Source organism: Xanthomonas translucens pv. cerealis (genome assembly GCF_006838285.1).
In the GTDB taxonomy this organism is placed as follows: Bacteria; Pseudomonadota; Gammaproteobacteria; order Xanthomonadales; family Xanthomonadaceae; genus Xanthomonas_A; species Xanthomonas_A cerealis.
On sequence record NZ_CP038228.1, the window covers coordinates 2,483,164 to 2,496,527 of the forward strand.

At 69.6% G+C, this 13,364-nt stretch carries 9 protein-coding genes and 1 pseudogene; 1 reads left to right on the plus strand and 9 read right to left on the minus strand.

Annotated elements, in window-relative coordinates; genetic code table 11:
* Positions 1–17: 17 nt before the first annotated feature.
* From E4A48_RS10840 to pmbA, 5 genes are all read right to left on the minus strand, one after another.
* Complete coding sequence (locus E4A48_RS10840; protein ID WP_003467690.1) at positions 18–521, minus strand: Hcp family type VI secretion system effector; 504 nt, start codon at positions 519–521, stop codon at positions 18–20.
* A gap of 105 nt (positions 522–626) precedes the next feature.
* Positions 627–2,126, minus strand: a complete 1,500-nt coding sequence (gene tssC, locus E4A48_RS10845) for a type VI secretion system contractile sheath large subunit (protein WP_058196913.1) — start codon at positions 2,124–2,126, stop codon at positions 627–629.
* Between the two features lie 10 nt (positions 2,127–2,136).
* Positions 2,137–2,643 carry a type VI secretion system contractile sheath small subunit gene (gene tssB / locus E4A48_RS10850; protein ID WP_039006913.1) on the minus strand — a complete coding sequence of 169 codons (507 nt, stop codon included), beginning with the start codon at positions 2,641–2,643 and terminating at the stop codon, positions 2,137–2,139.
* A 430-nt stretch (positions 2,644–3,073) separates the two neighbouring features.
* Positions 3,074–3,451, minus strand: coding sequence for a DUF4870 domain-containing protein (locus tag E4A48_RS10855; protein WP_039006917.1), 378 nt, complete (start codon positions 3,449–3,451; stop codon positions 3,074–3,076).
* Between the two features lie 140 nt (positions 3,452–3,591).
* Positions 3,592–4,956: a metalloprotease PmbA gene (gene pmbA, locus E4A48_RS10860; RefSeq protein ID WP_058196912.1), complete on the minus strand. Its 1,365-nt coding sequence runs from the start codon at positions 4,954–4,956 to the stop codon at positions 3,592–3,594.
* A gap of 65 nt (positions 4,957–5,021) precedes the next feature.
* Here pmbA and yjgA point away from each other — a divergent pair, with 65 nt between their 5' ends.
* The gene (gene yjgA, locus E4A48_RS10865; protein WP_039006921.1) at positions 5,022–5,624 is read left to right on the plus strand and encodes a ribosome biogenesis factor YjgA; all 603 of its coding nucleotides are present in this window, start codon (positions 5,022–5,024) and stop codon (positions 5,622–5,624) included.
* 162 nt (positions 5,625–5,786) lie between these two features.
* Here yjgA and tldD read toward each other — a convergent pair whose 3' ends face one another.
* From tldD to E4A48_RS10885, 4 genes and pseudogenes are all read right to left on the minus strand, one after another.
* Positions 5,787–7,229, minus strand: a complete 1,443-nt coding sequence (gene tldD, locus E4A48_RS10870; RefSeq protein ID WP_039006923.1) for a metalloprotease TldD — start codon at positions 7,227–7,229, stop codon at positions 5,787–5,789.
* Positions 7,230–7,273: 44 nt separating this feature from the next.
* Positions 7,274–11,112: pseudogene (locus E4A48_RS10875) on the minus strand (YhdP family protein).
* A gap of 149 nt (positions 11,113–11,261) precedes the next feature.
* The gene (gene rng / locus E4A48_RS10880; RefSeq protein WP_039006925.1) at positions 11,262–12,752 is read right to left on the minus strand and encodes a ribonuclease G; all 1,491 of its coding nucleotides are present in this window, start codon (positions 12,750–12,752) and stop codon (positions 11,262–11,264) included.
* Complete coding sequence (locus tag E4A48_RS10885) at positions 12,752–13,318, minus strand: Maf family nucleotide pyrophosphatase (protein ID WP_058196915.1); 567 nt, start codon at positions 13,316–13,318, stop codon at positions 12,752–12,754. Before E4A48_RS10885 ends, rng begins: the two co-directional genes overlap by 1 nt.
* Between the last annotated feature and the right edge of the window lie 46 nt (positions 13,319–13,364).

Genomic DNA, 13,364 nt, shown 5'->3' on the forward strand with positions numbered 1-13,364 from the left:
GCGCAAGCGCGTCTGGATCAGGACTTCTTCACTTCCTGCATGTTGAATGTGAAGTCCTTGGTACCTCCCTCCTTCTTGCCCTTGTCGTCCTGCGGCTGGAACGCGTACTTGAACTTGCCGAAGTGCAGGGTGATGTTCTCGGTCAAGCGGTCTTCGCCACCGCTGCCGCCGGTGGACACCGAGGTGATCATCACCCCCTCGCTGAGCTCGATGGTCAGGAAGTCGGTCTGCTCGCCGGTGGCATTGGTCACGTACAGCGTGGCGTTCTGCACGCGCGCGCCAGTGCAACAGGCGTTGAGCAGGGCGTTGGAGCACGAGTCGATGTACTTGGTGACCGAGATATCGCGCACGTTGGCCTTGCCCCCAGCCGCATAGCCCGCTCCGGTATGCAGGTTGCCGGTGTTGCTGGCGCCCCACGACCAAGAGATGATCGGCACCTCGTCCTTGTGCTTGCTGTGGTTGGAGGCGCCCTTGATCTCGACGTCGCCGGAACCGAACTTCAGATGCATGTCGTAAGCCATGGTGAATCTCCCTTAGAGGGGTTGTGGATCACAGCGGTCGCGCCCTCTGCGCCTGGATGGCGGGCGTGACGGAACATCGAACGGCAGATGCGGCGTTGCCGCGGTTCAGGCGCCCTGCGCCGACGGCAGGCGCGACACCAGCCGCAGCGACACGGTCAAGCCTTCCAACTGGTAATGCGGGCGCAGGTAGAACGTGGAGGTGTAGTAACCGGGATTGCCCTCGACGTCCTCCACCGTCACCTCGGCCGCCGCCAGCGGCTTGCGCGCCTTGCTCGCCTCGCTGGAGTTGGCCGGATCGCCGTCGACGTAATTCATCACCCAATCGGTCAGCCAGCCCTGCATCTGCTCGCGGGTGCTGAACGAACCGATCTTGTCGCGCACGATGCACTTGAGGTAGTGCGCGAAGCGGCAGCAGGCGAACATGTACGGCAGGCGCGCGCTGAGCGCGGCGTTGGCGGTGGCGTCCGGATCGTCGTATTCCTCCGGCCGGGCCAGCGACTGCGCGCCGATGAACGCGGCCATGTCGCTGTTCTTGCGGTGCACCACCGGCATCAGCCCCATCTTGTCCAGTTCGGCCGAACGGCGGTCGGTGATCGCGATCTCGGTCGGACACTTCATGTCCACGCCGCCGTCGTCGGTGGGGAAGGTATGCGTCGGCAGCCCCTCCACCGCGCCGCCCGACTCCACGCCGCGGATGCGGGTGCACCAGCCGTACAGTTTGAACGAACGGTTGATGTTGACCGCCATCGCGTAGGCGGCGTTCTGCCAGGTGTAACGCGAGGAATCGGCGCCCTCGGTGTCCTCCTCGAAATCGAATTCCTCGACCGGATCGGACTTGGCCCCGTAGGGCAGGCGCGACAGCGTGCGCGGCATGGTCAGGGCGATGTACTTGGCGTCCTCGCTGTCGCGCAGCGAGCGCCACGCGGCGTAGTCGGGCGTGGTGAAGATCTTCGCCAGGTCGCGCGGGTTGGACAGCTCGTTCCAGTTCTCCATCCCCATCAGCGCCGACCCCGCGGCGCCGATGAACGGCGCATGCGCGGCCGCGGCGATCTGGCCGATACCGCGCAGCATCTCCACGTCCTGCGGGCTGTGGTCGAAGTAGTAATCGCCGATCAGGCAGCCATACGGCTCGCCACCGAGCTGACCGTACTCCTCCTCGTAAACCTTCTTGAACACCGGGCTCTGGTCCCAGGCGGTGCCTTTGTAGCGTTTGAGGTTCTTGCCCAGCACGCTCTTGGACACGTTGAGCACGCGGATCTTCAGCAGCGGATCGGTCTCGGTATTGCTGACCAGGTAGTGCAGACCGCGCCAGGCGCCTTCCAGTGCCTGGAACGGCGGGGCGTGCAGGATCTGGTTGAGCTGCTCGCTGAGCTTGCGGTCGATCTCGGCCACATAGGCGTTGATGGTCTGGGTCAGGTCGTCGCTGACGATGTCGCTGCGGTCCAGCACCTGCTCGGCCAGGGTACGCACCGCCTCGCGCACCTCCTCGGCGGCGCGCTCGGTGCGCGGGCGGAACTCGCGGTTCAACAATGCGGCGAAATCGCCGCCGGTCGCTTCCTGGGAGGCGGCCTCGGCGACGGCGGCCTGACTGCTCTGCTTTGCCATGGTGGTCTCCTCAGTCTTCCGACGGCTTGGGTTCGGCCACCAGCGCGCGCAACAGCGCCGGGTCGCGGATGGCATCGGCGACCAGCCGCTCGGCGCCGGCCTTGCCGTCGAGATAGGTGCCCAGGTTGGCCAGTTGGATACGCGCCTCCAGAAGTTGCGCCAACGGCGCGACCTTCCTGGCCACCGCGGCCGGCGAGAAGTCCTGCAGGCTCTCGAAGGTCACGTCGACCTCGAGCCGGCCCTCGCCGGTCAGCGTGTTGGCAACCGCCATCGCCACCCGCGGCCGCATCGCGCGCAGGCGCTCGTCAAAGTTATCGACGTCGATCTCCACGGCCTTGCGCTCTTCCAGCGACGGCAAATCGTCGGCGTTGGCGCCGGACAGATCAGACAGCACGCCCATCACGAACGGAACCTGCACCTTCTTTTGTGCGCCATAGATCTCCACGTCGTACTCGATCTGCACGCGTGGCGCGCGGTTGCGCGCGATGAACTTCTGACTGCTGCTGCGGTTGGACATGGCCGACTCCGTTGGTCTGCGGGATGCCGCAGGCGTCGGCAGACGCCCGCACTGGACGCGTCTTGGCGTATCCAGCGTGGCCATGCTCGGCATAACGACGGCGCCGATGAAATCGAAACTCGATATAGGAGGCATCCGCGAGGCACATACCGCCACGACGAGATCCCGCCCTGGGCCGCGGCCACGGCGTGCGCTCGACCGGGCGCGGGGCGGCGCTGGGTACCGGTTCCCATGCCGCCGCGCCTCTGCGCGGCACGCAGCAAGGCTGCATCGTTCTTGGCGATCGCGCCGTGGACGGCCGCGCGTCCAGGCCGGGGCGGAGCCTGTTGTGCCGAACCCTGGCGCCGTCCGGCACATTCCGCCGCTGGACGCAGGCAAAAAAAGGCCCGGCGAACGCCGGGCCTGTCGTCGCTACGCGACGGTCACACGCTTACTTGATCAGGCGCAGCGCGAACGGATAACGATAGGCCACGCCTTCGTTGGCCTTGATCCCGGCCAGGATGCAGAACACCAGGTTCACCACCCACACCACCGGCATCAGCAGCCCGCCGATCACGATGACGCTGAGCACCACGCAGATCACGTAGGCGATGGCGACGGTAATCTGGAAATTCAGCGCTTCCTTGGCCTGATCGTTGAGGAACGACTTGGCCGGGTTGTCCTTGTTGATCAGCCAGATGATCAGCGGCACGATGAAGCCGGCGATGATGCCCGACAGATGGGTGATCAGGGCAACCGTGCGGTCTTCCTGCGGTCCGGTCGAGGCCGGCGGCGGCGGCGGAGCAGTGAGGCTGTCGAATTCGCTCATCGGTATTCCGTTCCTTTGGGTGAGTGGACAAGACGCTTATCCGAGGCACTGTCGGCGGCCTGGGCTGGGCTGTCAAGCGCAGCCACCGCGGCACCGGCCGCGCCCATCGTGCCGCAATGCAACACGGCAACGGGCCGGCGTCAGGAGTTGCCGGCCACCGTCATCTTGCCGACCAGCACCGCGCCGATGTGCACGTGCGAGCGCACGTCGATGTCGCGGCCGACCGCCTCGATGCGCTGGAACATCTCGCGCAGATTGCCGGCGATGGTGACCTCGTCCACTGGGTAGGCGATGGCGCCGTTCTCGATCCAGAAGCCGCCGGCGCCGCGTGAATAGTCGCCGGTGACCGGGTTGACGCCGCTGCCCATCAGTTCGGTGACCAGCAGGCCGCGCGGGATGCCGGCGGCGATCGAGGCCAGGTCGTCCGCGTTGGCCGCCACCTGCAGGTTGTGCACGCCGCCGGCGTTGGCGGTGGTCTGCAGGCCGAGCTTGCGCGCCGAATAGCTGCCCAGCACGTAGCGCTGCAGTACCCCGCCGGCAATCAGCGGCGCGGCGCGGGTGGCCACGCCCTCGCCGTCGAAGGCGGCCGAGCGCAACCCGCGGCGCAAATGCGGCAGCTCGTCGATCGCGAACCAGTCCGGGAACAGGCGGGTGCCGACGCTGTCGAGCAGGAAGCTGGCGCGGCGGTACAGCGCGCCGCCGGACACCGCGCCGAGCAGGTGTCCGACCAGCGAACGCGCCATCTCCGGCGCGAACAGCACCGGCAGTTCGCCGGTCGGCAGCGAGCGCGGCTGCAGCCGGGCCACGGTACGCTCGGCGGCGCGGCGACCGATCGCCGCCGGCGCTTCGAGATCCTCGCGCGCCAACGCACTGCTATACCAATGATCACGTTGCATGGCGTCGCCCTGGCCGGCGATCAGCGAGCAGCCGATCGAATGGTGGGTGCTGCGCTCGCGGCCGACGAAACCGTGCGAGTTGGCGTACACCGACAGGCTTTCGCTGCTGCCGGCCGAGGCGCCGTCGGAATTGGCCACGCGCGGATCGGCGTCGCGGCCGGCAGCCTCGCAGACCAGGGCCAGCTCGATCGCCTCCTCCGCCTCCAGCGCCCGAGGATGCCAGCGGTCCAGTTCGGGTATGTCGCGTGCCATCAGCGCGGCGTCGGCGAGTCCGGCGGCGACGTCGTCCTCGGTGTAGCGGGCGATCGCGCAGGCCTGGGCGACGGTCGCCTCGAGACTGGATTCGTGCAGGTCGGCGGTGCTGGCGCTGCCCTTGCGCTGGCCGAAGTAGACGGTGATGCCGATGCCGCGGTCGCGGGTGGCCTCGACCGTTTCCACCGCGCCCAGGCGCACGTTGACGTCCAGCCCGCGGTCTTCGCTGCAGCTGACCTCGGCCTGGCTGGCGCCGAGTTCGCGCGCCCGCGCCAGCATGCGCTGGGCGATGTCGGACAGGCGCTCCAGGCGTTCCAGGCTGTCGTCGCGGCGCAGTTCGGAAGTGATCGCGTTCAATGCTTTATCCTGTAGAGGTAACGGCTCCGCGCAACGCGGAGCGGAAAATTCGAATTGGAAAGACGATGCGCGGACGCGACGAAGACACCGGTGAATTCCGCGGCGACAGCCGCAGCCAGCAGCGCCGTGCGGCGCTGGACGTGCTGAGCCTGGGCGAGAAGCTGGTGGCGCTGACCCCGGCGCAGCTGGCAAAGCTGCCGGTGCCCGAGTCGCTGATCCCGCATATCGAGGAAAGCAAGCGCATCACCTCGCACATCGCGCACAAGCGGCAGCTGGCGTTCCTGGCCAAGCAGATGCGCCGCGAGGACGACGCGACCCTGGACGCGATCCGCGAGGCGATGGATGCCAACAGCGACGGCGCGCGCCGCGAAGTGGCGGCGATCCACCGGGTCGAGGGCTGGCGCGCACGGCTGCTCGCCGACGGCGACAGCGCGCTGTCCGAGCTGCTCACCGAACACCCCGAGGCCGAGCGCCAGCGCTTGCGCCAGCTGATCCGCAACGCCAAGGAAGAGCGGCTGAAGAACAAGCCGCCGCATGCCTACCGCGAGCTGTTCCGGGAGCTGCGCGAACTGGTGCTGGGGGCGGACGCGGGACTCGGGACTCGGGACTCGGGACTCGAAGCAGCGGACCCGGACGCGATCGAAACCGATCCAGACGAACGCGACTGAGGCGCGGCGCCGGCTGCGGCAGCCGCGCGCGCCGCCGCATTCGCTGCCATCGGACACGATAGCGCCTCGGCGCCAGCTGCAGCGGCCGATCGCAGCAGCATCGCCATGGCCGCCAAGCGCGGCTCTACCGATTCCCGTTTTCCGATTCCCCATTCCCGGCACTCAAGCCGTCCCGCCCACGGTCAGCCCGTCGATCAGCAGCGACGGCTGGCCGACGCCGACCGGCACGCTCTGCCCGTCCTTGCCGCACACGCCCACGCCTTCGTCCAGCGCCAGGTCGTGGCCGATCATGCGCACCTTCTGCATCGTCTCCGGACCGTTGCCGATCAGGGTGGCGCCCTTCACCGGCGCGGTGACCTTGCCGTCCTCGATCAGGTAGGCCTCGGTTGCCGAGAACACGTACTTGCCGCTGGTGATGTCGACCTGGCCGCCACCGAAATTGACCGCGTACAGGCCCTTCTTCACCGAGCGGATCATCTCTTCCGGATCGTGCTGGCCGGCCAGCATGTAGGTATTGGTCATGCGCGGCATCGGCAGGTGCGCGAACGATTCGCGGCGGCCGTTGCCGGTCGGCGCCACGCCCATCAGCCGCGCGTTCAACGAATCCTGCATGTAGCCCACCAGCACGCCGTCTTCGATCAGCGTGGTGCAATTGGTCGGCGTGCCTTCGTCGTCCACGTTCAGCGAGCCGCGGCGGCCGTCGAGGGTGCCGTCGTCGACGATGGTCACGCCCGGCGAGGCCACGCGCTGGCCGATGCGCCCGGCATAGACGCTGGTGCCCTTGCGGGCGAAGTCGCCTTCCAGGCCATGGCCGACCGCCTCGTGCAGCAGCACGCCGGGCCAGCCGGGACCCAGCACCACCGGCATCACCCCGGCCGGTGCCGCCACCGCCTCCAGGTTGACCAGCGCCTGGCGCAGCGCCTCCTTGGCGAAGGCCTCGGGGCGGCCATCGGCGAACAGCACTGCGTAGCCGTAGCGGCCGCCGCCGCCGGCATGGCCGGACTCGCGGCGCCCGTTCTGCTCGACGATCACCTGCACGTTCAGCCGCACCAGCGGGCGCACGTCGGCGGCGAGCACGCCGTCGCTGCGCGCCACCAGCACCGTGTCCACGCCGCCGGACAGGCCGACCATCACCTGCTGCACGCGCGGGTCGGCGGCGCGCAGGAACTGGTCCAGGCGCCGCAGCATCTCGACCTTGAGGTCGTTGCCCATGCCGTCCACCGGGTCCAGCGCCGGATACAGCGCGCGCCCGTTGCCGCGCAGCAGCGCTTGCGCCGGCTGCGCGCCGCCGTCGCGGGAAATGGCCCGCGCCGACTGCGCCGCGGCCAGCAGCGCATCGCGATGGATGTCGTCGGAATAGGCGAAACCGGTCTTCTCGCCGGAAATCGCGCGTACCCCCACGCCCTGCTCGATGGAGTGGGCGCCGTCCTTGACGATGCCGTCCTCCACGCTCCAGCTCTCGCGCCGCGAATGCTGGAAATACAGGTCGCCGAAGTCGATGCCGGGGCCGAGCAGCGTGCCGAAGGCGCGCTCCAGGCTGGTGGCATCGAGGCCGGCAGGAAGCAACAGGCGGGTTTCGGCAAGGCTGAGGGCGTTTTCGGTCATGGGACTCAACATGGGGGACGGGGGCGCTCAGCGCAAGCGCCGATTCAGGGACTTCTGGACGCCGCAGGCGGTGCCGGCGGACGCGACGATTCGCGCTCGATCACTTCCACCTTGGGTTCCTTCCACGGGCCAGTGACGCGGTAGGTGCGCGCGCCGATCGCGCCCAGCGGCTTGCCCAGCACCGCGTTGGCGGCGGCGCCGACCGCCGCGCCGACCGGGCCGCCGGCGACCGCGCCGACCACGGTCAACAGATTGCCGGACTTGGGATTGACGTCGATGGTCTGGTCGAACTGTTGCGCGCGCAGGTCGGCCTGCCCGCGCACCTTGATCTCCGCGGCCGGGCCATCGATCAACATCGATTGGCTGCGCGCGACGCCGTCGCCGAACTGCACCTGGCCGTCGATGCGGTTGAAGGCGAAGCCCTTGGAGAAGAAATCGCGGAAATCGAACATCAGCCGGCGCGGCAGCTGCGCCACGCTGAGCAGGCCGAGCACGCGCCCGGCACCGGGGTTCAGTTCCAGCAGCTGGCCGTTGCGCGCGGCCACGTCGAGCTGGCCCTGCAGGGTGGCCAGCTGGAACCCGGCCGGGTCGCCGGGCCAGGCGGCGCGCAGATTCAGCGTGCCTTCGCCGCCACGCAGCTGGCCGCCGAAATCCAGGTTCTGCATCAGTTCGCCCAGGTCCTGGCTGTCCACGCTGGCGCTGAGCTGGGTGCGCGCGGTGGCGCCCTTGCCGCGCCAGTCGCCGCTGATGTCGATCTTCTGCTTGTCCGAGCGCAGGTGCAGTTGGTCCACCTGCATGCCGTCGCTCAGCTTGCGGGTGCGCAGCGAGGCCGCGCCGAGGTTCATCGCGCCGAAGCGCAGGTCGTCCACGTCCAGCGCCAGCGCCGGGATCGAGGCCGGGTCGATCGCCTCGGTCAGCGGCCGCACCGCCGCGGCCGCCGCCGGGGCGGAGGCCGGCGCGGCGCGCCAGTGCACCCGCGCCAGGCGCCCGCCGAGTACCACGCCCGGCTTGCTCGGCACGCTGAGCTCGCCGGCCAGCGCCGGTCCATCCAGATGCACCGCCACCGTGTCGGCCTGCGGCTGCAAGCGCAAGCGGGTGTTGTCGAACACGCCGCCGAGCAGCAGCAGATGGTCGGCCAGCACGTCGATCTGGCGCAGCGGCATCGGGTCTTCGGCGCCCGGCGTGGCCGATTTGTTCGGATCCGGGCCGCTGACCAGGCCGATCCAGTCGATCGCGTTCAGCGACGCGGTGCGTCCGCTCACGACCAGGCCGCTGGCGGGCGGGTCCTCGTTCACGTGATCGCTGCCCATCACCACCTTGACCCCGGTCTGGCCGTTCCGGTTGCGCGCGACCAGCGCCATCAGCTTGCCGAAGGCCACCTCGATACGCCCGCTGCCCACCGGCAGCGGCACGTCGACCGAGGTCGCCAGCGGCGCGGCCACGCCCTTGTCCATCGGCGCCGGCAGCAGCAACTGGGTGCCGACCAGGTCCGAATGCAGTTTCAGGCGGGTCGGCGGCTGCGCGCCGCCGTCGGCGGTCTTGGGCAGGGCGACGCCAATGTTCCAGCGCGAGCGGCCCTGCACGTAGGGCTTGAGCCAGGCCATTTCCGGCACCCGGCCGAGCAGTTCGTCGGCATCGGCCGACACGCTCAGCGCGGCCTCGAACGCCTGCTGCGGATCGCTCACGCCGTCGCCGGCACGCAGCGCCAGCGTGCCGGGATGGCCCTCCTGCAGCACCGCCAGTTGCGACGCCTCGAAACCGGTGTCGCGGTAGTCGGCGCTGCCGCGTATGTCGTCGAAGGCCACGTTCCAGCGGCTGTCGGCGATACGCGCGCCGAGCAGTTCGACCTTGCCGCGCAGGTGGTGGGCGCCGACATCGGCGCGCAACGGCTGCAGCAGATCGAAGCTGACGTCGGCCGGGCCGGAGGCGCTGAGCGCGTCCAGGGTGTCGCCATAACGCTTGCGCAGCGGGCTCTGCCGCAGCATCGCCAGCAGCGTGCCGGTCTCGGCGCGGCTGCTGGCCAGCACGCTGAGCTGGCCCTGCTTGTAGTCCGGCAAGGTCGCCGACAGCCGTTGCACCGGCACCCCGCCCATCTCGCCGCGGCCCTGGATCTGGAACCCATTGCCGACGAACACGACATCGGCGTCCACCTTTTCCACCGCCGGCCACTCGCGCTGGAAGCGGACCTTGCCATCGTCCAGGCGTGCGCTGGCCTCGAAACGGCCGTTGTGGTCGACGAACGGCCACTGGTCCAGGTCGCCGGACAGCAGCACGCGACCACCGTGCAGGCGCCCGCCCTGCAGCGCGGCATCCAGCCAGTCGGTGGCGGCCTTGCTCATCTTCGAGTGCACCCAGAATTTCTTCGCCGCCACCACCGGCGCGTCCTGCAGTTGCGCGGCCAGATCGATCCACGGCCGCGAGCCGTCGGCCTGGAAGCGCAGCCCGCCGCGGACATCGGCGCCGTAGTCGGCGCCCTGCACGCGCAGCGCGGGCGTCGCCACGCGCAGGTCCTCGCCATCGCGGAACACCACGATGCGCCCGGCCAGTTGCACGTCGTGGGGCACGCCGAACCCGCTGGGCCAGTCGAAACGTACCGAGCTGGAAGCGTCCAGCGCCAATTCCCCCCCTGCGCGTCGCCATCGAAACGACCGCGCAGGCCGCTCACCCCGGGCGACTGCCCGACCGGCGCGAACGCCAGCTCGCTCAGGCGGCCCTGGCCGTACAGCGGCCCGCCGGCGCGGCCGGTCAGTGCCACCTGGGTCAGTTGCAGCCGCGGCCGGGCCGCGTGCAGCCAGGCGCGCAGGGACGGCGACAGGCTATCGCTGAGCGCGGCCACCGCCAGCAGCGGCGCTGCGTCCAGGTGCGCGCCGAGCAGCGCGAAGCGGCGCCCGCCGGCCACGGTCAGCCCGTCCAGGCGCTGCGTCGGCTTGCCAGCCTGGCCGATCTGCAACTGCGGCGCATCCAGCCGCCAGCCGCCGTCGATCTGCCGCCAGCGCGCGGTGGCACGCAGCGTGGTGAATGCGGTGTGCGGCCGCGCGGCGCCGGCCGCCAGCGGCGCCCCGCTCAGGCGCAGGTCGCGCAACATGGCCTCGACGCTGACCCCGACGATCCGGTGCTGCTGCAATTGCGCCCAGCCCTGCAGCTGGCCGGTACCGCCATCGATCCGGATCCCGCGGGCTTGCAGCAGCCCCGACCAGCCGGCCAACTCGGCCGGGCGCGCGGCCACATAGGCCTGGCCGTTGCCACGCCGGCGGTCCATGTCCAGCACCGCGGTCAGCGGCGCCTGTTGCGGATCGATCCAGCCCTGCGCACCGACCCGAAGGCGGTCACCGTCCACGCGCAGGCGCAGATCGATCTTCGGCAAGCGCGCATCCACGCCCAGCTCCGGCGCATGCACCACAAGCCGGCCGTCGATGACCTGCAGCTCGCCCAGGCCCTGCAACGCGTCCAGCGGATCGCCGCCCTGCCCGGTGCTCGGCAGGCCCTGCACCGACCAGCTGCCGTCGGCGCCGCGCAGCAGGGTCAGCGCAAGCCCGCGCAGGCGCAATTCGGTGAACGAGCGGCCCGGCAACAGGCCGGCGTACATCGACACCAGTACCTCGGCCTGGCCGATGCTAACGCCGTCGCCGGCGCCCACGCGCAGCCCGTCCAGGCGCAGCAGCGGACCGCGCCGGGTCCAGGCGGTCTCGACCCGATCGAACTGGATCGGGCGCCCGGCGCGCTCGCTGAGCCAATCCTGGATCCGCTGCGGATGCCGCTCCACGAACGGCAGCGCCTGGCTCAGCGCCCCCACCACCAGCGCCACGCACACCACCGCGATCGCCACCGCGTAGAACGCGAAACGGCGGGCCAGGCGCAGGCGGCGGCGCAGGGGCGGGGGCATTCTTCAGATGGGACCGGAGACCGGGGACCGGGGACCGGGGGAAAACAGCAGCCGTTCTGGTCCCGCAAACCAAGAGCGCACGACGCTCAGGAAACTTGGAGCAGCAGTTGCGCCGCCCGGGACCCGGTCCCCGGTCCCCAGTCCCGGCCTCACAACAACACCACGTCGAACTGCTCCTGCAGGTATTGCTCGTCGGCCTGGAAGCGGATGCTCTTGCCGAGGAATTCCTCCAGTTCGGCCACCGCCGAGGATTCCTCGTCGGTGATCCGCGCCACCACCTTGCTCGAGGCGATCACCAGCAGCCGCGCCGCGTCGAACTGGCGCACCGCGCGGGTGATCTCGCGGAAGATCTCGTAGGTCACGGTTTCGGCGGTCTTGATCGAGCCGCGCCCGCTGCATTCCGGGCACGGCTCGGACAGCTGCCGCTCCAGGCTCTCGACGGTGCGCTTGCGGGTCATCTCGACCAGGCCCAGCGGCGAGAACTCGTACACCGTGGTCTTGGCGTGGTCGCGCGACAAGGCCTTTTCCAGCGTGCGCAGCACCTGGCGGCGATGCTCGGCATCGTCCATGTCGATGAAGTCGATGATGATGATGCCGCCCAGGTTGCGCAGCCGCAGTTGCCGCGCCACCGCCTGCGCCGCCTCCAGGTTGGTGCGGAACACCGTTTCCTCGAGGTTGCGCTGGCCAAGGAACGAGCCGGTGTTGACATCGATGGTGGTCATCGCCTCGGTCTGGTCGATGACCAGGTAGCCGCCGGACTTCAGCGGCACCTGCTTGTCCAGCGCGCGCGCGATCTCGTCCTCCACGCCGTACAGATCGAAGACCGGGCGGTCGCCGGTGTACAGCTCCAGGCGCTCGGCCAGGATCGGCATGTACTTGGCGACGAACGCCTGCAGCCGTTCGAAGGTTTCGTGCGAATCGACCTTGACCTTCTCCACATCCTTGCGGATCAGGTCGCGCACCGCGCGCAGCGGCAGGCTCAAGTCTTCGTAGATGATGCTGGCCGGGGCGCCGTCACGGCCGCGCCGCTCGACCACGTTCCAGATCCGCGACAGATAGGCGATGTCCTCGGCCAGCGCCTCGGCCGGCTGGCCCTCGGCATTGGTGCGGATGATGTAGCCGAAGCCGCCGTGGCTGGCGGCCAGGTCGGCGACCAGGGTCTTCAGGCGTAGCCGCTCGGCCTCGTCCTCGATCCGCGCCGACACCCCGATCACCCGCGACTGCGGCAGCAGCACCAGATAGCGCGAGGGAATGCTGATCTGCGTGGTCAGCCGCGCACCCTTGCTGCCGATCGGATCCTTGACCACCTGCACCACGATGTCCTGGCCGTCGCGCAGCAGCTCCACGATCGGCACCCCCGACGCCACCGGCAGCGGCGGCGCCTCGTCGGTGTCGCCGTTGGCCACCGGCGCCGGCCGCACCACATCGTTGGCGTGCAGGAACGCCGCGCGCTCCAGCCCGACCTCGACGAACGCCGCCTGCATGCCCGGCATGACCCGCTGCACCCGGCCCTTGTAGATGTTGCCCACCACCCCGCGGCGCCACCCGCGCTCGATGTGCAGTTCCTGCAGCATGCCGTTCTCGATGACGGCCACCCGGGTCTCGCGCGGCGTGACGTTGACCAGGATCTCTTGCGACATCAAAGCACTCCGAAGGCGCGCAGCAGTTGGGAAGTCTGGTGCAGGGGCAAGCCCATCACCCCGGAATAACTGCCGTCCAGGCGGCTGACGAAGCGCTCGGCGCCGCCCTGGATCGCATAGGCGCCGGCGCGCCCCATCGGCTCGCCGCTGGCCACGTAGTCGGCGATGTCCTGCGCCGACAGCGCAGCGAAGCTGACCTGGGTCGGCACCAGCAGCACCTCTTCGCGCGCCGCGGCGACCAGCGCCACCGCGGTGATCGCCTGGTGCGTGCGTGCCGACAGCGCCGCCAGCATCGCCGCCGCGTCGGCGGCATCGGCCGGCTTGCCGAACACGCGATCGCCCAGCACCACTTCGGTGTCGGCGCCGAGCACCACCGCATCGGCGCTGGCGGCCAACTGCGCCATGCCGGCACGGGCCTTGTCCAACGCCACCCGGCGCACATAGGCATGCGCCGATTCGTCGGCCGCGCGCGCTTCCGGCACCTCCAGATCGAGGATCCGGAACGGTACGCCCAGGCGCGTCAGCAGTTCGTTTCTGCGGGGAGAACGGGAAGCCAGATACAGCATGGCGGAAGGATAACCCGGCGGGCCTGACTGAACGATCGCTAATTCC

Coding starts and splice junctions, on each gene's coding strand:
- E4A48_RS10840 (WP_003467690.1), bottom strand. CDS start 521: ATGGCTTACGACATGCATCTGAAGTTCGGTTCCGGCGACGTCGAGATC.
- tssC (WP_058196913.1), bottom strand. CDS start 2,126: ATGGCAAAGCAGAGCAGTCAGGCCGCCGTCGCCGAGGCCGCCTCCCAG.
- tssB (WP_039006913.1), bottom strand. CDS start 2,643: ATGTCCAACCGCAGCAGCAGTCAGAAGTTCATCGCGCGCAACCGCGCG.
- E4A48_RS10855 (WP_039006917.1), bottom strand. CDS start 3,451: ATGAGCGAATTCGACAGCCTCACTGCTCCGCCGCCGCCGCCGGCCTCG.
- yjgA (WP_039006921.1), top strand. CDS start 5,022: ATGCGCGGACGCGACGAAGACACCGGTGAATTCCGCGGCGACAGCCGC.
- tldD (WP_039006923.1), bottom strand. CDS start 7,229: ATGACCGAAAACGCCCTCAGCCTTGCCGAAACCCGCCTGTTGCTTCCT.
- rng (WP_039006925.1), bottom strand. CDS start 12,752: ATGTCGCAAGAGATCCTGGTCAACGTCACGCCGCGCGAGACCCGGGTG.
- E4A48_RS10885 (WP_058196915.1), bottom strand. CDS start 13,318: ATGCTGTATCTGGCTTCCCGTTCTCCCCGCAGAAACGAACTGCTGACG.